The organism is Streptomyces zingiberis (genome assembly GCF_012034935.1).
Lineage (GTDB): Bacteria > Actinomycetota > Actinomycetes > Streptomycetales > Streptomycetaceae > Streptomyces > Streptomyces zingiberis.
Genome location: NZ_JAATEN010000005.1, coordinates 345,266 through 365,590 on the forward strand (window position 1 = coordinate 345,266; position 20,325 = coordinate 365,590).

Annotated in this window: 13 protein-coding genes; 5 read left to right on the top strand and 8 right to left on the bottom strand. The window is 75.3% G+C overall.

All coding sequences use genetic code 11. From position 1 onward, the window contains the following. Positions 1-7: 7 nt before the first annotated feature. A complete protein-coding gene (locus tag HCK00_RS09285) occupies positions 8-868 on the bottom strand; it encodes an ABC transporter permease (RefSeq protein ID WP_168101309.1) in 861 nt (286 codons plus the stop codon). Continuing rightward, entirely contained in the window at positions 865-1,992 is a 1,128-nt protein-coding gene (locus tag HCK00_RS09290; protein WP_168101310.1) for an ATP-binding cassette domain-containing protein, read from the bottom strand. The genes HCK00_RS09285 and HCK00_RS09290 overlap by 4 nt, the downstream gene beginning before the upstream one ends. 909 nt (positions 1,993-2,901) lie before the next feature. Between HCK00_RS09290 and HCK00_RS27505 the strand changes: the two genes are divergently transcribed. Next, positions 2,902-4,011 (top strand): LAETG motif-containing sortase-dependent surface protein, encoded by a 1,110-nt coding sequence (locus HCK00_RS27505; RefSeq protein WP_240965386.1) that lies wholly within the window; start codon positions 2,902-2,904, stop codon positions 4,009-4,011. Between the two features lie 351 nt (positions 4,012-4,362). On the opposite strand, the gene HCK00_RS09300 is transcribed toward HCK00_RS27505, so the two are convergent. Together HCK00_RS09300 and HCK00_RS09305 are read right to left on the bottom strand one after the other, a co-directional pair. After that, positions 4,363-5,250 (bottom strand): response regulator, encoded by an 888-nt coding sequence (locus HCK00_RS09300; RefSeq protein ID WP_168101311.1) that lies wholly within the window; start codon positions 5,248-5,250, stop codon positions 4,363-4,365. After that, a complete protein-coding gene (locus HCK00_RS09305; RefSeq protein WP_311765225.1) occupies positions 5,247-6,914 on the bottom strand; it encodes a sensor histidine kinase in 1,668 nt (555 codons plus the stop codon). The genes HCK00_RS09300 and HCK00_RS09305 overlap by 4 nt, the downstream gene beginning before the upstream one ends. 382 nt (positions 6,915-7,296) lie before the next feature. On the opposite strand from HCK00_RS09305, the gene HCK00_RS09310 reads away from it, so the two are divergent. The 4 genes from HCK00_RS09310 to HCK00_RS27510 are packed head-to-tail and all read left to right on the top strand — an operon-like array spanning position 7,297 to position 11,980. Then, a complete protein-coding gene (locus tag HCK00_RS09310; RefSeq protein ID WP_168101312.1) occupies positions 7,297-8,304 on the top strand; it encodes a Bug family tripartite tricarboxylate transporter substrate binding protein in 1,008 nt (335 codons plus the stop codon). A 14-nt stretch (positions 8,305-8,318) separates the two neighbouring features. After that, positions 8,319-8,963 (top strand): tripartite tricarboxylate transporter TctB family protein, encoded by a 645-nt coding sequence (locus HCK00_RS09315; RefSeq protein ID WP_168101313.1) that lies wholly within the window; start codon positions 8,319-8,321, stop codon positions 8,961-8,963. 15 nt (positions 8,964-8,978) lie between these two features. Then, positions 8,979-10,790: a tripartite tricarboxylate transporter permease gene (locus HCK00_RS09320; protein WP_168101314.1), complete on the top strand. Its 1,812-nt coding sequence runs from the start codon at positions 8,979-8,981 to the stop codon at positions 10,788-10,790. Further along, entirely contained in the window at positions 10,787-11,980 is a 1,194-nt protein-coding gene (locus HCK00_RS27510) for a Bug family tripartite tricarboxylate transporter substrate binding protein (protein WP_240965387.1), read from the top strand. The genes HCK00_RS09320 and HCK00_RS27510 overlap by 4 nt, the downstream gene beginning before the upstream one ends. A 42-nt stretch (positions 11,981-12,022) precedes the next feature. On the opposite strand, the gene HCK00_RS09330 is transcribed toward HCK00_RS27510, so the two are convergent. The 4 genes from HCK00_RS09330 to HCK00_RS09345 all read right to left on the bottom strand — a co-directional run bounded on the left by HCK00_RS09330 (position 12,023) and on the right by HCK00_RS09345 (position 20,246). Continuing rightward, positions 12,023-13,801, bottom strand: coding sequence for a GMC oxidoreductase (locus HCK00_RS09330; protein WP_311765234.1), 1,779 nt, complete (start codon positions 13,799-13,801; stop codon positions 12,023-12,025). Positions 13,802-14,211: 410 nt separating this feature from the next. Further along, on the bottom strand, positions 14,212-15,993 hold the full coding sequence (locus HCK00_RS09335; protein ID WP_168101315.1) for a succinic semialdehyde dehydrogenase: 1,782 nt from the start codon (positions 15,991-15,993) through the stop codon (positions 14,212-14,214). A gap of 202 nt (positions 15,994-16,195) precedes the next feature. Beyond that, entirely contained in the window at positions 16,196-18,055 is a 1,860-nt protein-coding gene (locus HCK00_RS09340) for a serine/threonine-protein kinase (protein ID WP_168101316.1), read from the bottom strand. Between the two features lie 157 nt (positions 18,056-18,212). Then, positions 18,213-20,246 (bottom strand): serine/threonine-protein kinase, encoded by a 2,034-nt coding sequence (locus tag HCK00_RS09345; RefSeq protein WP_240965388.1) that lies wholly within the window; start codon positions 20,244-20,246, stop codon positions 18,213-18,215. Between the last annotated feature and the right edge of the window lie 79 nt (positions 20,247-20,325).

Here is a 20,325-nt window from a genome sequence, read left to right on the forward strand (position 1 = left end):
CCGCGCGTCACTTGCGGTTGTAGAGCCGCATGGTGGCCGTGCCGAAGACCAGGACGAGGGCCCCGGCCCACCCCAGCGACCAGGCGATCTCCGCCGCCGGCCAGTCCCCCGCCATCAGGCCCCGCACGCCGGAGGAGAGGTGGGTGACGGGGCTGTTGTTGACGAACGCCTGGAGCCAGCCCGGCATCGTCCGCGGGTCGACGAAGATGTTGCTGAGGAAGGTCAGCGGGAAGATCACCATCATGCTGACGCCCATCACGGACTTCTCGCTCCGCAGCATCAGCCCGAACATGGTCCAGATCCAGGAGAAGGCGAAGGAGAAGGCCACCAGCAGCACCACCCCGGCCAGCACGCCGACGGCACCCCCCGCCGGCCGGAATCCCATGATCAGCCCGAGGGTGACCATCACGATCGAGGCCAGCACGTAACGCAGCATGTCGCCGAGGAGATAGCCGACCATCGGGGCCGGGCGCCAGATCGGCAGGGTGCGGAAGCGGTCGAAGACGCCCTTCTGGATATCGGTGTTGACGGCCACGCCCGTGTACATCGTGATCATCACGACGTTCATCACCAGGATGCCCGGCAGCAGGAACTGCAGGTACTCCCCGGTGGATCCGGCCAGCGCTCCCCCGAAGAGGTACGTGTACATCAGCACCATCATGATCGGGAAGGCCGTCACGTCGAAGAGCTGCTCCGGCACGTGCTTGATCTTCAGCACGGCGCGCCAGCCGAAGGCGGCCGAGGCCGCCCACGCGCTGGGGCGGGGCGGGCGCTCCCCGGCGACCAGCAGCGCGGCCAGCGTGTCGGTGGCGACGGGGGCGAGTTCCTCGGCGCGCGGTTCCGCCGTGGTGGTGGTCGCGGTGGTCATGCGGGGATGCCTTCCTTCGTGTGGTCCTGGCCGTCCTGGCCGTCCTTGCCCTCCTGGACGTCTGTGCCGTCCTGGCCGTCCGGCGCGTCGCCGCCGGGGATGGCCGGGGTGGCGGCCGGTCCGGGGGTGGCGGTGGCCGGGCCGGCACCGTCGGCGGTGCGGTCGGTGAGGGCGAGGAAGACCTCGTCCAGGCTGGGTTGCCCCAGCGAGAACGTGTCCACGACGACCCCGGAACGGGCCAGTTCCGCGAGGGCGCGCGCGGCCTGTTCGGCGGCGCTGTGGCCGTTGCCGTCCGTGGCGTCCACGCGGGCGGTCAGGGCGAGCGGGTCGTGGTCGGGCTGGATCCGCGCGTTCATCGCGCGGGTGAGGACCTTCTCCGCCGCCGGCCGCTGGGCGGCGTCCCGCAGCCGCAGATGGACCGCGCCGGCGCCCACCGACGCCTTCAGCTCGCCCTTGGTGCCCTCGGCGATGACCTTGCCGTGGTCGATCACGGCGATACGGGCGGCGAGCTGGTCCGCCTCGTCGAGGTACTGGGTGGTGAGCAGCACCGTCGTGCCCTGGGCGACGACGGCGCGCACGATGTCCCAGACCTGGTTGCGGCTGCGCGGGTCCAGGCCGGTGGTCGGCTCGTCGAGGAAGAGCAGGTCCGGGGTGTTGAGGATGGAGGCGGCGATGTCGAGACGGCGCCGCATGCCGCCGGAGTAGTTCTTCACCTGGCGGGTGGCGGCCGCGGTCAGCCCGAAGGCCTCCAGCAGTTCCCCGGCGCGCTCGCGCGCGGCCCGCTTGCCGTGGCCGAGCAGCCGGCCGAGCAGGAGCAGGTTCTCCAGGCCGGTGAGGTCCTCGTCCACCGAGGCGTACTGGCCGGTGAGGCTCACCCGGCCGCGGACGGTGTCCGCCTCCCGCAGCACGTCGTGGCCGAAGACGCGGGCCTCGCCGCCGTCCGGGCGCAGCAGTGTGGCGAGCATCCGGACCGTGGTGGTCTTGCCCGCGCCGTTGGGGCCGAGCACCCCGTAGACCGTGCCCGCGGGCACGGCGAGATCGACGCCGTCCACGGCGCGCGTCTCGCCGAACACCTTGACCAGCCCTGACGTCTCGATCGCCAGGCCGGTACCGCTCTGTTTCATCGTCGTCCGTCCCCGTCTTCCCTCATCGGTTCCGTCTTCGGTCGCGTCCTCGGTCGCGTCTCCGGTTCCGGCCGCGCGACCGCCGTCGTCAGCGGTTCCGGGCCGCGTTGCCCCGCCGCGCGCCGGGGCGGGGGCCCCGCGGTCCCGGTCCGCCGTCCTCTCCCATTGGACGGCGCGGGCGCCCGAAACTCATCGGAATTTCCCCGGGGATTCGAAAGAGTTTTCCCCCGACCGGGCGAGCGGGGCGGCGGACGGGGAGCGGGGAGCGGACCGGCGGGGACGCGGCGGGAGCACGCCGGCGGAACCGGCGGAACCGGCGGAACACAGTCCGGAACGGCCGTGACCCTTCCGCGCGGCCGTCGTTGGTCCCGGTGTCACGGTGGCCGGGGGCGCCCGGCCGGTCCGTGAGACGTCCGCCCAGGTGCACCCGGGTGCCCGGTACGGCCCGGGGCGGATCCCGCTGGAGCGTGTGGCGTGCGGAGCGGCTTGGGCACAAGCGGCGCACGCCGTGGGACCGCGCTTCAGTGTGTGACCGGACAGCAGGGGACAGCAGTCCGGTCACCATCGAAAGCGGCCGGCTCCGGGGACGCCCGGGCCGGCCGCACCTCTTCGCTCCGGCGGCTCCGTGCGGCCCCCGCGGCCCGCCCCCCGCCTGCGGTTTCACCCTGCGGGGAACCGGCCGAGTGATCCAGGTCACTCGATCATCACCGGACTTCCTTACAACCTTTACCGATCTCCACCGGTCACTCTTGTCGACTGCTCAGCCACAACGCGCTCCCCCACCGCGACGGCAGGGCACTCCACCTCACTTTCAGCAGCTCCTGCTTCACTCCTTGCTTTTCGTTTCCCTGCTTCCTTTCTTTCCTTCGGTGCCGCGCGTCCGCGGTACCGCCGACCGAAGAGGTCTGTATGAGAATGCGCCGAGTCCTGGCGACCGCTGCCGTGACGGCTGTCATAGCCCCGGCGGCACTGATGGCGGCGCCCGCCGCGTACGCCGCCGAGGGGGACCAGCCCACGGTCACCGTGGAGAGCACGGCCCCGGGCACCGACGAGACCACCGGGACGCCGGCGGCGCCGGGCGACGGCGACTCCGGGGACACCGGGAACACCGGCGACTCCGGGACGGAGACCGGGGACACCACCCCGCCCGCCGACGGCACGGAGAACGGTGACGGCGGCGAGGACACCGGCGCCACCACCCCGGGTGACGAGGACGGCGCCGGGGAGAACCCCGGCGGCGAGGACGGCGAGGACGGCGGGGCGACCGAACCCGGCGACGGCAAGGACGACGAGCAGCCCCCGCCCGGTGACGAGGACGAAGGCGAGTTCGAGTTCTGCGAGGACTCCAAGCTCACGGTCGAGCAGTCCGGCCTGCCCGGCAAGATCGTGGCGGGCTCCGGCTGGCACACGTTCGAGCTGACCTTCACCAACCCGTCCTCCTCCGAGCTCTCCGAGGTGGACTACTTCGCCGGTGTCGGCCCCGCCGACGAGAACGCGGAGTACGCCTTCGACGCGAAGCTGGTCGTCCTGGAGGTCTTCGACGAGGACGAGCGCGTCTGGGTGCCGGTCGACGACGGCTCCGGCCACTCCGTCGGCTGGATCGGGTGGGGCGACCTGGCCGGTGAGCACTCCAGCACCTTCGAGATGCGGCTGAACGTGAAGGCCGGCGCGCCGGTCGGCGCGGGCCTCACCATCGGCGCCGGCATCTACCTGGACGAGGACGGCAAGTGCTTCGGCGTGGGTGAGAACAGCTTCGATCTGGAGATCGTCGCCCCGGGCACCAAGCCGGGCAACGGCCCGGGCCCGCAGACCGGTGGCAAGACGCCGGTCTCGACGACGCCCACCGAGAAGCCCAGCCGTGACGACGTCCCGCAGGTCCAGGGCAGCCTGGCCGAGACGGGTTCCTCCTCCGCGCTGCCGATGATCGCGGTCATCGGCGGGGTGGCCATGGCCGCCGGTGCCGGGACGATCCTGGTCGTCCGCCGCCGTCGCGCCGGTGACCTGGGCGCCGTCGCGTAAGGCACCCACCGCGGGCCCCTGGTCCGCGCTCCCCTGAACGGCGGCGGGGGCCGCGCCCGGTGACGGGTGCGGCCCCCGCTCGGCGTTCGCGGGGGCTGCCGGGTCTCGGGGCCTGCGAGGGCTCCGGGGAACGCCGTGGCCCGCGCACGGCCGCGGCGGGCGGATGGCGCGGCCCGCGCACCCGCCGCGTCCGGTGCCGCCGCTCACGGGGCACACGGACGCGTGGGTTCCATGGACTCCTGGGCCCACCGCCTCACCGCCTCACGGTCCCGGACTCACGGACTCCCGGGCTCCCGGACTCACGGGTTCCCGGACTCCCGGACTCCCGGACGGGCTCACGCGCCCGCGCGCTCAGCGCCAGTGGTAGCGGCGTTCGGGGCGGCCCGTCGTGCCGTAGCGGAGGCGGACCACCGCGTGTCCGGAGGAGGCGAAGAACTCCAGGTAGCGCCGGGCGCTGACGCGGGACAGGCCGGTGGCCACCGCGCACTCGGCGGCGGAGAGGCCGTCCCCGGAGTCCGCGAGAGCGTCCCGGACGAGTTCCGCCGTCTGTTCGGTCACCCCCTTGGGCAGCCGTACGCCGCGGATCGGGGGGCGGGCCACCTCGGCGGGTACCCCGGCCACCGGCCCGGACGGTGCCGGCGGGACCGCGGCGCCCGGGGCCGCCGCGCTCTGGGCCGCCGTACCGGGCGCCGCCGTGCCCGGGGCAGCGCCCGAGCCCACCGCGCCCGGGGCCGTCCCGGGGCCCGGTGCCGGCGGGGCAGGGTCCCTTGCCAGGGGGACCGGGGCGGCCGGGGCGGCCGGGCCCGCGGTGAACACCCGGTCGACCTCCTCCTGGCCCGGGGCGTTGAACGCCGTCAGCTCCTCGTGGCGCCGCGCGTAGTCCAGCAGCCGCTCGTGGAGGACGGCGGTCTCGAACGGCTTGACGACGTAGTGCACCGCCCCGCCCCGCAGCGCCCCGCGTACGGTGTCGGCGTCCCGGGCCGCGGTCACCACGAGCACGTCCACCTCGGAGCCGGGGCCACCGCCGCGGCGCAGTTCGCGCAGCACGTCCAGACCGCTGATGTCGGGCAGATAGATGTCCAGCAGCACCAGATCGGGGCGGAGTTCCCGGACGGCCGCCAGGGCCTCCGCGCCGCTGCGGGCCTCGCCGACGACGGTGAAGCCGGGAAGCTTCTCGACCTGTTTCCCGTGCAGCCGGGCGACCATGAAGTCGTCGTCGACGACGAGTACGCGGATCATGCCTGGTTCCCGTGGTTCCGTTCGTTCTCGTGCCGCGGCGGCTCGTTCTCGTTCCGCGGCAGCCGGGCCGTGAACACCGCGCCGTCGGCGCCGACGCTCCCTCCCCGCCGGGTGCACACCAGGCGGGTGATCGCCAGGCCCAGCCCTCGCGAGGTGTCCTTCGAGGCGGCGGCCTTGGTGGTGAAGCCGTGCCGGAAGACCTCCTCGGCGAGTTCGGGGGCGACCCCGGGGCCGGAGTCCCGCACCTGGACGCGGACCTCGGTGTCGTCCTCCGTGAGGTCGACCTCCACCCACCGGTCGTCGCCGCCGCCACGGACCGCGTCCAGCGCATTGTCCACCAGGTTGCCGACGACGGTCACCAGGTCGGAGGAGAGGAACTCGCCGAGCGGTCCGACGCGGCTGGCGGGGGTGAGCCGCAGAGCGGTGCCCTGTTCGACGGCGAGGCTGGTCTTCGCGATCAGCAGGGCGGCGAGGGAGGGGTCCGCCACCCGGGAGACCACCTCGGCCGTGCGCAGGGACCGCGCGCCGCTGACCCTCCGCACGTAGCGGGCGGCCTCCGGGTACTCCTCCAGGTCGATGAGGCCGGCGATCACATGGAGCTGGTTGGAGAACTCGTGCGCCTGGGCCCGCAGGGTGTCGGTCGCGCTGCGGGTGGTGTCGAGTTCGCGCTGGAGGGTGACGAGTTCGGTCAGATCCCGCATCGTGGTGACCGAGCCGGCCGTCCGGCCGCGGGTGATCAGGGGCATGCGGTTGAGCGACACCATCCGGTCACCGGTGACGACCACCTGGTCGCGTCCGCGCACCCGGCCGGTGAGCACGTCGTGCAGCCGGGGCTCCACCCCGCAGGAGTCGAGGGTCCGGCCGGTGGCGTCGGGCGGCAGCTCCAGCAGTTCCACGGCGGCGTCGTTGACGAGGGTGACCCGGCCGGCGGGATCCAGGCCGATCACGCCCTCCCTGATGCCGTGCAGCATCGCCTCCCGGTGCTCCGCCAGCGCGGTGATCTCCTCCGGTTCCAGGCCCAGCGTCTGCCGCTTGATGCGGCGGGCCAGCAGCACCGAGCCCGCCGTCCCCAGCACGCTGGCGAACCCGAGGTACACCAGCAGGTTCGGGGTCGCGGCCGCGAGACGGTCCACCATCCTCCCGTACTCCCGCCCGGCGACGACGATGCCGAGCAGCCGGCCGTCCTCGCCGAACACCGGCGCGTGCGCCACCACCGAGGGGTGGCCGCCCGGGGCCGCGGTGCCGATCCACGACCGGCCGAGCAGGACCCCGCTGCCGCCCAGCGGCAGGAGTTCACCGATCCGGCGCGGATCGGCGGCGGTACGGATCCGCCGGTCGGTGCCGGTGATCGTCACATAGGAGGCGCCGGAGACGCTGCGCACGCTCTCCGCGGTCGGCGGCAGGATGTCCCCCGGTCCCGGTTCCCCGGCCAGTCCGGCGCGTACCGCGTCGAGGGAGGCCGCCGCCTCCGCGACGTGGAGCAGCCGGCGGCCCTCGGTCCGGCGGAACTCCGCCTCGGTCTGGGCCACCGAGACGACCGCCACCACCCCGAGGACCACCACGATCAGGCCGAGCTGGAGTGCGAGGAACTGACCCGTGAGCGACAGGCGGGTGAGCGCCAGGCGGGTGAGGACGGAGCGAGGCCCCGGAACTGTGCGGCGCACCGTCCGACCTCCTCGTTCCGCGTCGCCACCGGCCGGGGCCCGGGTATCCCCGGCGCTCCCGGCGGTCCGGCCATTGTGCGGCCGGAACGCCGCTTCCTGGCGTGAACACTATGGCCAGAACTTTTCTTAGATCCAATAGACGCACAACCCCCGGCCGACCTTCCCGATCCCCGGCGGCGCTGTTTCCCTGTGGACTGCTTCCCCCGCGTTCCCCCGCGTTGCCTCGCGTTGCCTCGCGTTGCCTCGCGAAGTTCCGCGCCGCACCGTGCGCGGAGCCCTCACGGAGCCCTCGTGGACCCCCTGCGCACGGGCCCGCGCGGGTCCCCCGCGGGCCCGGGGGGTGAAGCTCCGGAAACCCCTGACGAAGTGCCCTGGAGGAACCATGTCCCGCACCCGTCCCCGGCTGTTCGCCGCGGCCGCCGGAACCGCGGCGGCCCTGCTGCTCACCGCGTGCGGCGGCTCCGGCACGGCGGCCGGCGGCCCCTGGAAGCCGTCCAAGCCGATCGAGTACGTCGCCCCGGCGAACACCGGCGGCGGCTGGGACACCCTGGCCCGCTCCACCGCCCGGATCCTGGAGGAGGACGACCTCGTGGACCGGCCGATGCGGGTGGTGAACAAGCCCGGCGCCGGTGGCGCCATCGGCTGGGCGTACGTCGCCAACCACGCGAAGGACCCGCACAAGCTCTTCGTCACCAGCCCGCCCATCCTGCTCGTCCCGATGGCCGGCGAGTCCGACCACTCGCACCGCGACTTCACGCCGATCGCCCGGCTGATGAGCGAGCCGCTCGCCTACGTGGTCAAGAACAACTCCCCGATCAAGGACTTCGGTGACCTCGCCGACCGGCTGAAGGCCGACCCGAAGAAGGTGAGCGTGGCCGGCGGTTCCGGTCCGGGCAGCCTGGACCACGTCGGTCTGGCGGGCGCCGTGCAGGCGGCGGGTGCCGACCCCTCGAAGGTGAAGTACGTGCCCTTCGACGGCGGCGGCGAGGCGATCACCGGGCTGCTCGGCGGCCATGTCGACGTGGCGGTGGCGGGCGCCTCCGAGGCGCAGGGCCTGTCCAAGTCCGGGGACGTCCGGGTGCTGGCCGTCTCCTCCGGGGAGCGGGTGAAGACGCTGCCGGACGCGCCCACCCTCGTGGAGAGCGGTGTGGACTACGAGTTCGACGTCTGGCGCGGGGTCATGGGACCCGCGGGCCTGACGGACGAGCAGGTGGCGTACTACGAGAAGGCCTTCGCCGAGATGGTGAAGCAGGACAGCTGGAAGAAGGAGCGCGACCGGTTCGGCTGGACGGACGCCTGGATGAACAGCGGCGAGTTCGGCGAGTTCCTCAACGACCAGGAGAAGGAACTCGGCGAGATCCTCTCCAGCGTCGGCCTCAAGAAGAAGTGACGGCGGGTTCGACGATGCGTCACTTCCGTTATCCCCAGCGCGCCGTGGCCGCGGCGCTCGGGGTGCTGGCCCTGGGCTACACCCTGATGGCCTTCGGCATCCCGGACTTCCAGGCGGTCGAGGTGCCGGTCCAGCCCGGGACGCTCCCCCGCGTTCTCGGCCTCCTGCTCCTCGCCCTGGCCGTGGCGCTGTTCTTCCAGTCGGCCGGGGAGGAGGAGCCGGAGGCGGAAAGCCCGGCACCGGCCCTCGCGGCGGCGAAGACCCCGCCGGGGCCGGCGGCCCAGGACTCTTCCGCGCAGGCCGCGTCCGCCGGCGATGGCGCCGGTGCGGCCGGTGCGGCCGGTGCCGCGGCGGGCGCGTCCGCCGCCGGCGGTGCCGCGTCCGCCGCGCCGGAGCGGCCCACGACGATGGGCCGGCTCGCCGACGACCGGCTGGAACTGCTGGCCCTGCTCGGCGCGATGTGCCTCTACGTCGCGCTCTTCGTCCCCCTCGGCTTCGTCCTGTCCACCGCGCTGTACGTGGCCGGGACGGCCTGGTACCTCGGCAGCCGGCGGCACTGGGTCAACGTCCTGGTCGGCGCGGGGCTGGCCCTGGGCCTGTACCTCGGCATGTCCCAGGGCCTCGACGTCGCCCTGCCGACCGGGCCCCTGCCCTTCTGACCCCCGGGATCCCCCATGGACACCTTCGACCAGTTGCTCTACGGGTTCGGGGTCGCGCTCTCCCCCGAGAACCTGCTCTTCGTCTTCCTCGGCTGCCTCCTCGGCACCGTCATCGGGATGCTGCCGGGCCTCGGCCCGATCAGCGCGATCTCCCTGATGATCCCGATCGCCTTCACCCTCGACCCCGCCTCGGCCATCATCCTGCTGGCCGGCGTCTACTACGGGGCCATCTTCGGCGGCTCCACCTCCTCCATCCTGCTCAACGCGCCAGGCGTGGCGGGCACGGTGGCCACCTCGTTCGACGGCTATCCGATGGCCCGCAAGGGGGCGGCGGGCAAAGCGCTCGCGATCGCCGCCTTCGCCTCGTTCACCGGCGGCACCGTGGGCGTCATCGGGCTGATGCTGATCGCACCCTCGCTCTCCGCGCTGACCGTCAGCTTCGGCCCGGCCGAGTACTTCGGGCTGATGGTGCTCGGGCTCACGGCCGTCGTCTCCCTCTCCGGGCAGAACCTCACCAAGGGGCTCATCTCCGCCACCGTGGGTGTGATGATCGCCCTGGTCGGCATCGACTCCCAGACGTCCACCCTCCGCTTCACCTTCGGGCGGCCGGAGCTGTACGAGGGCGTGCAGTTCCTCATCGTGGCGCTCGGCGTGTTCGCGCTCGCCGAGGTCTTCGTGATGATCCTGCGGCGTGGCCGGGGCACCACCGGCGGGCAGCTCAGCTCGCTGCGGCTGAACCGGCGCGAGGTCCGCACGATGAGCGGCCCCACCGCCCGGGGCTCCGTGCTGGGCTTCTTCGTCGGGGTGCTGCCCGGGGCGGGCGCCACCGTGGCGTCGTTCCTGTCGTACTCCTTCGAGAAGCGGATCGCCAAGGACGGCAACACCTTCGGCAAGGGCAACATCAAGGGTGTCGCCGCGCCGGAGTCCGCCAACAACTCGGCGGCCGTCGGTTCCTTCGTCCCGCTGATGACGCTCGGCGTGCCGGGTTCCGGCACCACCGCGGTGCTGCTCGGCGCCCTGCTGGTGCTGGGTGTGCAGCCGGGTCCGCTGATGCTGGAGGAGCGGCCGGAGATCTTCTGGGGCGTGGTCGCCAGCATGTACATCGGCAACCTCGTCCTGCTGATCCTCAACCTCCCGCTGATCCCGCTCTTCGCCAAGGTGCTCAAGACCCCGCAGGCACTGCTGCTGCCGCTGATCGTGGTCTTCTGCGTGGTCGGTGTGTACGGGCACAGCTTCAACGTCTTCGACCTCTGGCTGCTGGTCGGGTTCGGCGTGCTCGGCTTCCTGATGCGGAGCAACGGCTTCCCCGCGGCGCCGCTGATCCTCGGGCTGATCCTGGGCGGCCTCATGGAACGCTCCATGCGGCAGGCCCTTCAGATCTCCTCGGGCGACTACTCGACCTTCCTCACCAAGCCGATCTCCGCCACGCTGCTGGCCGTGGCGGCGCTGTCGCTGCTGGGCTCGGTGCTCGGCCCCTGGCGCCGCCGCCGCGCGGCGGCCCGGGAGCGGGCCGGCGGCGGGGGCGAGGGTCCCTCCGGGGGCACGGGCGCGGCGCCCGGCGCGGACGGTCCCGGTGACGGGCCGGCCGGCGAGGGCGAGCCCGGTGCCGGGCCGGCCGGCCCCGCGGAGCGCCCCGCCGGGCCGTCCGGCGACGGTGGGGACGCCGGGGAGCCGCGGCCCCTCGGCCCGGACGGAGGATCCACCGGCGCCGGGGAGAAGGTCCCGGCAGGCCACCCGGGCGGTTCCGGACCTGGTCGGAGCGGTCCTCCGGGTGCTTCCATGGGCGGCGACGGCACCCCGGGCGGCGAGAGGCACCAGGACGGATGACCGCGGACGGCGGATCGCGCCCGGCGCGGCGGCAGGTCGCCGCCGCGCTGGCCGCGGTCTGCCTGACGCCCGTCGCGAGCTGCGCCCCGGGGCCCGTCCCGCGGGCGCCGCTCCGCGTCATGGTGCCCGGCCCGGCCGGCGGCGGGTACGACATCACGGCCCGCACCCTCGCGGTGCTGCTGCGCGAGACCGGCCTCTCCCCCGAGGCGGAGGTCTTCAACCTCGCCGGCTCGTCCGGCACCGTGGCGCTGACCCGGCTCGTCCACGAGACCGGCAACGAGCGGCTGCTGCTGATGATGGGCCTGGGCCTGGTCGGCCGGGTCCTCTCGGAGGGCGCCCCGTACGGCGTCGCCGAGGCCACGCCGCTGGCCCGGCTGATCGACGAGCCCGAGACGGTGGTGGTGCGGGCCGACTCCCCGTACCGGACCTTCGGCGAACTGGTCCGGGCCTGGCGGCAGGGCCCGGAGGCGGCCACGCCGTCCGCCGGTTCCGGGAAGTCCGGGGACTCCGGGGACTCCGGGGACTCCGGGAAGTCCGGGAAGTCCGGGGACTCCGGCAGCTCCGGGGGCCTGGTCGCCGGGGTGGGGTCGGGACGCGGGGGCCCCGACCACCTGGCGCTGATGCTGATCGCCGAGACCGTCGGACTGGCGCCCGCCGATGTCGCGTTCGACCGCTTCGACGGCGGCGGCAGGCTGCTGGCCCCCGTGCTCGACCGCCGGGTGGACTTCGCCCTGACCGGGATCAGCGAGTACCGGCACGCCGTCGCCGCCGGCCGGCTCCGGGTGCTCGCCGTGACCGGGCCCCGGCGGGTCAGCGGGGTGGACGCGCCCACCCTGCGCGAGGCCGGTTACCCCCTGGAGGTCGTCAACTGGCGCGGTGTCCTGGCCCCGCCGGGGATCTCCCGGCGGGACCGGGCCGCCCTGGTGCGGATGCTGGACCGGCTGCGGGCGACCCCGCAGTGGCGGCGCGCCCTGCGGGAGAACAACTGGTCGGACGCCTTCCTGACGGGCGACCGGTTCGCCGCGTTCCTGGCGTCGGAGGACCGCCGGGTCGGCGCGCATCTCGACCGGCTGGGCCTGGGCGGCCGGGACCAGGCCCCCACCGGCCCGCGGCCGGGAGCGGACGGCTCCGGAAACCCGGCCGTCCCCTCCGCCGCCCGTCCCGGGACCGGGGGCGGCGTACCGCCGTGAGCCCGCGCCGGGGCCCCCGCCCCGGCCGCGCCCGGTCCCGTCTCAGCGGGCCTTCGGGGGCACCGGCGGCACGGGCAGCACCACCGGGAGCCGCAGCTCGGCGAAGGCGCCCGCCGGGACGGCCGGGGAGCGCGGCGCCACCGCGGGCAGCCGCCGGTACGCCTCGCCCTGCGCGGGGCGGGGGTCGGCCTCCCCCCGGTTGGGCCAGAGCGACATGGCCCGCTCCGCCTGCGCCGTGATCGTCAGCGACGGGTTGACGCCCAGGTTCGCGGAGACCGCCGAACCGTCCACGACATGGATGCCCGGGTGCCCGTGGAGCCGGTGGTACGGGTCGATGACGCCCTGCCCGGCGTCCTCGCCGATCGGGCAGCCGCCGAGGAAGTGGGCGGTGAGCGGGGCGCCGATCACCTCGCCGATGTTGGTGCCCGGGTGACCGCCGATGTCCTCCGCGATGTGGCGCGCCGCCTCGGCGCCCTCCGGGAGGAACACCGGATTGGGCGCGCCGTGCCCCTGCCGCGCGGTGAGCAGCCCCTTCCCCGGCCCCTTCGGCCGGCGGTACGTGGTCAGCGAGTTGTCGAGGGACTGCATGACCAGCCCGATGATCGTCCGCTCGGACCAGCGGCGGGCGGAGAGCGAGCGGAGCAGCAGCACGGGGTGGCGCAGGCAGTGCAGGGTGTGCGCGAGCACCCGGGGCAGCCGGGAGCCGTGCGGCACCTGGAGGGTGGTCAGCAGGCTCATCGCGTTGGATCCCTTGCCGTACCGCACCGGCTCGATGTGGGTGTCGGCGTCCGGGTGGACGGAGGACGTGATCGCCACGCCCCGGGTGAAGTCGGGCTCCACGCCGTACTTCTCGCGGTACCAGGAGGGGGTGGTCATGGCGCCGACCAGGGCCTCGGAGTTGGTGCGGGTGAGGGTCCCCAGCCGCGGTGAGATCCGCTCCAGCCGGCCCTCGTCGCGCATGGTGTGGAGCAGGGTCTGGGTGCCGTAGGTGCCGGCGGCGAGCACCACCTGCCGGGCGCGGAGCACCGTGCCCTGCGCGCGGCGCCGGCGGCGGCGCCCGGCGGTGGGGACGGTGGAGACGGCGTAACCGCCGGCACCGTCCTCGGTGACGGCGGTGACCGTCGTCATGGGGTGGACGACGGCACCGCCCCGCTCGGCGAGGTACAGGTAGTTCTCGGTGAGGGTGTTCTTGGCCCCGCGGCGGCAGCCCGTCATGCACTCGCCGCACTCGGCGCAGGCCCGGCGGGCGGGACCGGCGCCGCCGAAGTAGGGGTCGGGCACCTCGGTCCCCGGCGCGACCCGCTCCCCGCGGGCCTCCCCGTCCGCCACGGCGTCCGCGCCGTCGCCGAAGAAGACCCCGACGGGGGCGAGATGGAAGGTGTCCCCCACGCCCATCCGCTCGGCGGCGGCCTTCAGATGGACGTCGGAGGGGGTCATGGTGGGGTTGAGCCGTACGCCGAGCATCCGCCGCGCCTGCTCGTAGTAGGGCGTCAGCTCCGCCTGCCAGTCGGTGATGTGGCCCCACTGCGGGTCCTCGAAGAAGGGGCGCGGCGGCACGTAGAGGGTGTTCGCGTAGTTGAGCGAACCGCCGCCGACACCCGCGCCGGCCAGGATCATCACGTTGTTGAGCAGATGGATCCGCTGGAGGCCGTAGAGGCCCAGGGCCGGGGCCCAGAGGAACCGCTTCACGTCCCAGGAGGTCTTCGGCAGGGTCTCCCGGGTGAAGCGGCGGCCCGCTTCGAGGACGCCGACCCGGTACCCCTTCTCGGTCAGGCGCAGGGCGGAGACGGAACCGCCGAAGCCGGAGCCGACGACGATCACGTCGTAGTCATAGTCGTGGCCGCCGTCGCCGTCGTGGCCGCCTTGGTGGCCGCCTTGGTGGCCGCCTTGGTGGCCGCCGTCGTCATCGGCGATCACGTCACCGCCGGTGGCGTGGCTGTCGCGGCCGGTCCGGCCGGTCCCGGCGGTCCCGGTGGCCCTGCCGGTCCCGCTCGCGGCGGCTGTTCCGTCGGTGGCTGTCTCGTCGGTGTCGGCCACGGTGGCGGCTCTCCCATGCTGGTCGTCCGGGCCGGCCGGGCCTGGGGAGGGCACGGCCGGGGCCGCCCCGGCCCGCTCGCGCGGTGCCGTCCGGGGCGGTGGGGTGGTCAGGGTCGGGCGGTGGGGTGTGCGGTGAGGTGGCGGGGCCGGGCGCGGGAGGCGGGGCGTCCGCGCGACCGGCCCCGATCGAGAGGTCAGCGGAGCCGGAGCGCCTTCATGGCGCGCAGGCCCAGGGAGAGGACGGAGGCGTACTTCTCGTCGCTGAGGCCGAGGGACGGGGCGAGCGGCAGCAGCCGCTGCTGCGCCACGGTCTGCGGCTCGGTGTACTTGAGGATGCCCTCGGCGCCGTGCCGGCGGCCGAGACCGGAGTCGCCCATGCCGCCCATCGGCGCCTGCACGCTGCCGTACCCGGCGGCGTACGCCTCGTTGACGTTGGCCGTGCCGGTGCGCAGCCGCCCGGCCAGGGCCCGGCCGCGGCGTCCGTTCCGCGTCCAGACGCTGGAGTTCAGCCCGTACGGCGTGGCGTTGGCCCGCTCGACGGCCTCGTCGTCGTCGCGGAAGCGGTACACCGAGACGACCGGCCCGAAGGTCTCCTCGGCACAGACGGCCATGGTGCCGTCCACCCCGTCGAGGATGGTCGGCTCGTGGAACCAGGGGCCGATGTCCGGGCGGGCCCGGCCCCCGGCGATCACCTCGGCGCCCCGCGCCACCGCGTCCTCGACGTGCCGGCGGACGGCCTCCAGCTGGCGGGCGGAGGAGAGGGAGCCCATGTCGGCGCCGTAGCCGAGGACGGCGCCGAGCCTCATGGCCCGGGTGCGGGCGGCGAAGCGGGCCAGGAAGTCCTCGGCCACGGACTCGTGGACCAGCAGCCGTTCGACGGAGATGCAGAGCTGGCCGCTGGAGGAGAAGCAGGCACGGACGGCGCCCTCGGCGGCCTTGTCCAGGTCGGCGTCGTCCAGCACCAGCATGGCGTTCTTGCCGCCCAGTTCGAGGGAGCAGCCGATGAGGCGGGTGGCGGCACCCTGGGCGACGAGGCGGCCGGTGCGGGTGGAGCCGGTGAAGGAGACGTAGTCGGCCTCCTGGACGACGGCCGGCCCGACGACCGGCCCGTCCCCGATGACCACCTGCCAGACCCCCTCCGGCAGCCCCGCCTCGATCAGCAGCCGCCGGGTCCACAGCGCGGTGAGCGCCGTCTCGGTGTCGGGCTTCATCACCACGGCGTTGCCGGCCGCGAAGGCGGGCAGCGCGTCGCCGGCGGAGAGCTCCAGCGGGTAGTTCCACGGCGCGATCTGGCCGACGACCCCGCGCGGGTGGCGCCGCTCCTCGACCCGGGTGAGCACCGGGAGGGCGCCGGTGTGCCGCCGCGGCTTGAGGTAGGCCCCGGCGCGGCGGCCGTAGTGGCGCGCCGCCATGGCGACGACCTGCACCTCCTCGTGGGCGTGGAGGCGGGTCTTGCCGGTCTCCAGCTGGATCAGGTCCAGCACCTCGTCCTGGCGGGCGAGCAGCAGGTCGTGGAAGCGGAGCAGCACGGCGGCCCGGGCGCGTACCGGGACCCGGGCCCAGGCGCGCTGGGCGTCCCGGGCCCGCTCGAAGGCGGTGGCCACCTCCAGCGGCGTGGTCTCGGGGAGTTCGGCCAGCCGCTCGCCGGTGAACGGGGTGTGGCTCGCGGTGCGGCCGGAGCCGGCGACGCCCTCGGTGAGCCGGGCGACCAGCTCCGGGGTGACCACGTCGGCCGGGGTCCGCGCGCCCGGGGGCGCGGTGAGGACCGGGTTGCCGCCGTCCGGGGCCGCGTCCGTGGCTCCGGACGATGCCGCGTCCGGGGATCCGTCCGGGGCCGCGGGCCCGGCCGGGCCCGCCGGTGCGGCCGGCGCGGACGCGTCCGCGGCGGGGGTCGCGGTGGGCGTTCCGGGGGCCGGGGCGTCCTCGGCGGGGTGGGGCGCTGCGCTGTGCTGCGAGGTCGCCTGCGTCTCCGTCATGCGCCGAGGGTAAGACCAGTCGACCCGTTTGTGTACCCGGCGGTAACACCGATTTCACGCATCCCGGACCCGGCGGCGTGACGATGCCACCGTTCACTGGCACAAGGCCGCTGGTCAGGTGGTTCTCAAGGAGGGACGGTGAGGGTGCTGTGTTCCTCGGGGATCCCGGCGGACGGCCACCGGAAACCCGGCGGCCCCGCCCTCAGAGCTGCTGTATCCGCAGGTGCCGCACGACCTCCCGGAACAGCGCCTCCCCCTCCGGGCGGGCGTGCCCCTCGGCGGGCATCGAGACGCGCAGCCGCCAGCGGACCCGCTCCTCGCTGACGTACAGATGCTCGCGGTAGTGGCGGGTGACGTCGTCGTCCCCGGCGGCGTAGGCGCGGTAGGTGGTGAACACCTGGGCGGCCTCCCGGCCCTGCTGGAGCGCCTCGCGCGTGGTGCTGCGCGCCTCCTCCACGGAGTTCTCGCCCCCGTCCTCGTAGTACGCGACCAGCTCCTCGGCCGCCTCCGCCGCCGTCTCCGGGTTGGGCGGGTCCGGCGGCCCGATCGTGCGCTCACCGGGGGCCGGGTCCTCGTCCCGCCACAGCTCCACCCGGTAGACGCCGCTGGGATCGGCGAAGGTGACGTAGCCCTCCTCGGCCTCGGTGCGCCGGTAGTCGCCGGGCAGGATCAGGGAGGCCTTGACGATCTCGCCCTCCTCCCGGAGCTTCCAGCCCTCCGGCGGGCCGTCGTCCCCGCCGAACGGGTTCACCAGCAACACCGTGACCAGCGTGGCGGCCAGCACCCCGCCCACCAGGCCGAGCCGCCCCTTGCGGCCGCGGAGGGCGGCGGCCGGGCCGCTCGGGACCGGTCCCGCCGGCGCGGCGGGCGCGGGCGCCGGGCGCGGCGGCCGGGCCACGTCCATCAGGACCGTCCGGATCTCGGCTGGCGTGGGGCGCCCCGCCGGGTCCTTGCGCAGCAGCTGCATCACGAGGCCGCCGAGCGCCCCGGCGCCCCGGGCGGGCGGGGCCGGTTCGGCGGAGAGCACGGCTTGCAGGGTGGCGGGCGTGTTGGAGCGCCGGTACGGCGACATGCCCTCGACCGCCGCGTACAGCAGCACGCCCAGCGACCACAGGTCGGACTCCGGCCCCGGGAGCCGGCCGAGCACCCGCTCGGGCGCGATGAACTCGGGGGAGCCGACGAACGCGCCCGTCTCGGTGAGCCGTTGCTCGCCCTCCACCTGCGCGATGCCGAAGTCGGTGAGCACCACCCGGTCGTACCGGCCGAGCAGGACGTTGTCCGGTTTGACGTCCCGGTGCAGCACACCCGCCTCGTGCGCGGCCGTCAGGGCGCCGAGGACGTCGAGGCCGATCCGGGCGGCCTCGCGGGGGTCGAGGGTGCCCTCCGCGAGCCGGTCGCCGAGGGACTGGCCGCGGACCAGCTCCATGACGATCCACGGGCGGCCCTCCTCGACGACCACGTCGTGCACGGTCACCACGGAGGGGTGGTCGATCGCGGCGGCGGCGCGCGCCTCGCGCCGCATCCGCCGGTACACGGTCTCCGTCTCCGCCTGGCTCAACTGGTCCGGGACGCGCGGCTCCTTGACGGCCACCTCGCGCTCCACGACCTCGTCCCGGGCCTTCCAGACGGTGCCCATGCCGCCGTGGCCGAGACGGGACAGGAGGCGGTAACGGCCGCCGACCACCCGGCCCGGCCCGGGCGCCTCCCCGGGCACCTCCCCGGACGGGGGCGCGGGGGGTGAAGCGTGGGCCGGGGCTGAGGCGAACCCCGGGGCGAGGGCGGGCCCGGACGGCCCTCCGGCGGCTTCCCCCGCACCGCCACCGGGGGCACCGCCGGTGAGCGGGCCGAAGCCGTCCGGCGCCACCCCGCGGCCGGTCGGCGTCCCGTCGGCGGTCACGGGGTGCCGGGCCGCGCCGCTCTCCGCGCCGGCACCTTCTCCGCCAGGCCGGGCGGCGCCGTCGCGGCCGTCCGGGGCGGGTGGCGCGTGGCCGGTGGCGGGTGCGTCCGGCGGCCGGATCAGATAGCTGGTGGGCTCGTCGGCCCGTCCCCCGTGCTTCGTCATGAGGCCATCATGACCCGTGCCCCTCCGTCGATTTCCAGCCGGGTGCGAGGGGCCGGTGCAACACCGTGACATTCGCCGGCCGTCCCGGGGCGACGGGCGGGCACGGCCCGGAGGCGGTGGGCGGGGCGGGGCCGGGTCCACCCGGCTGGACCCGGGTCTACCAGGGCGCCCGCGGGTGTTCGCGCTCGCGCCCGGCGGCGGTCTCCCCGTCCGCCCGCAGCCGTTCCGGCGGGTCGCCGGGGCCCGCGGCGGCACGGCCGGCCGGGGCGGCCGGGGCGGTGTACGCGGCAGGGGCCGCCCGGACTGCGGGGGCGGGCGCCGCGCGTACGGCGCCGGTCTCGCCGGTGGACGCCGCGGGGGCGGCCGGACGGGCCGCGCGGGTGGCCGGACGGGCCGCGCCGGCGGCCGGATCCGGGGCGCCGGGCGGGGCGCCGGGCCGGGGGCCGATCCACGCGCCGCCCTCCGGTGCGGCCCCGGCCGCCCCTGCCGCCCGGTTCCCCGACGACGGCACGGAGACCGTCGCGGAGGCGGATTCCGGCGGGGACGGGCTCCGTGCCGGCGAGGGCGAACCGGAGGAGGACGAGCCGCCGGGGCCGGGCGGGAGCGGACGCCACGACGGCCCCGGGGTCGCCGGGTACGAGGTGGTGGCCGTGGTGCCGGGGGACGAGCGCCGCCCGCCGTCACCGCCCTCGCCGTCGCCACCGTCCCCGCCCTCCCGGTCAGGCCCCCCGGTGCCGCCGTCCGGGCTCTCGTCGGGCCGCGAGGTGGCCGTGGGCCGGTCGTCCAGCGAGGCGTCGCCGTTGACCAGCAGCGCCACGGCGGCCACGCCCGTACCGCCGGCCGCCGCCACCATCAGCGCCGCGGCCAGCGCCGTCCGGCCCCGGTGGCGGGCGCCGCGCGGGGGCAGCCACGGACCGCCGTAGAACGGGGAGGACTCCACACCCTCCCCCGGGCGCCCCGCGCCCACGGGCCCGGCTCCCGGCGGCCCCGGGGACGGCGATCCGGACGCGGGCGGTGACGGGACCGAGGACGGCGAAGCGTCCGGCCCGGCCGCCCCGGAGGGACCGGGCGACGCAGCAGGGCCGGACGACCCGGCCGACGCAGACGACGCAGACGACGCAGACGAGGCAGACGAGGCAGATGACCCGGACGGCCCGGACGGCCCGGCCTGCGCCGGCGGTCCCGCCGGTCCGGCCGGCCCGGACGGGCCCGGGAGCCCGCCGCCCGCTGCCGCGCGTCGCGCCCCGGCCCGTCCCGGGGCGGGGCGGCCGGGCCACATCCGGCCGGCCCGGGGGGCGGGGCGCCCCGCCCCCCACGGCCCGGGGCCCGGCGCGCGGCGCGCCGCCGCGGGCATCCGGCCGGTGCGCAGGTACTCCGTCAGCAGTTCCTCGGCCCCGGCCGCGTCCATCCGGTACCGCGGATCGCGCTCCAGCAGCCCGAGGACGGCGGGGAGGAGCGGCCGGGCGGCCTGCGGCGGCCGGATCTCACCGGCGATCACGGCGTGCAGTACCCCGCCGAGGGAGTCCTGGTGGAACGGGGTGTGGCCGCCGCTGAGCGCGGCGCAGAGCAGCACACCCAGCGACCACAGGTCGGACTCCGGCCCGGCGCCGGTGCCCGTCATCCGCTCCGGCGCGGTGTACTCGGGGGAGCCGACGAAGGTGCCGCTCTCGGTGATCGTCGTGCCGCCGTCCATCCGGGCCACGCCGAAGTCCGTGAGCACCACCCGCCCGCCGGCGTCCTCCAGCAGGACGTTGGCAGGCTTGAGGTCGCGGTGGAGCACCCCGTGCCGGTGGGCCTCGCGCAACGCGCCGAGCAGCGCCAGCCCGATCCGCGCGGCCTCGCGCGGTTCCACGGGGCCCTCGGCGGCGAGCCGGTCCGCCAGCGACCGGCCGATGATCAGCTCCATGACGATCCACGGCCGTTCGTCCTCCTCCACCACGTCGTGGACGACGACCACGCCCGGGTGGCGGAGTTGCGCGACGGAACGGGCCTCGCGGAGGGTCCGCTCCCGCTGCGAGCGCGCGTCGCTCTCCGGGAGCCCCTCGCCGACGTGGATCTCCTTGACGGCGACCTGCCGCATGAGCAGTTCGTCGGTGGCGCGCCACACCGTGCCCATGCCGCCCCGGCCGATCCGGGACTCCAGCCGGTACCGGCCGGCGATGCGCGGGCTCTGAGCCCCGAAGCTCCCCATGCCGCCATGGTGCCCCAGTTCATCCGCCGAACGGAGGGGGCAGAGCCTCCCGTTCCGTTTAAACTTCCCGGCCGGGAAC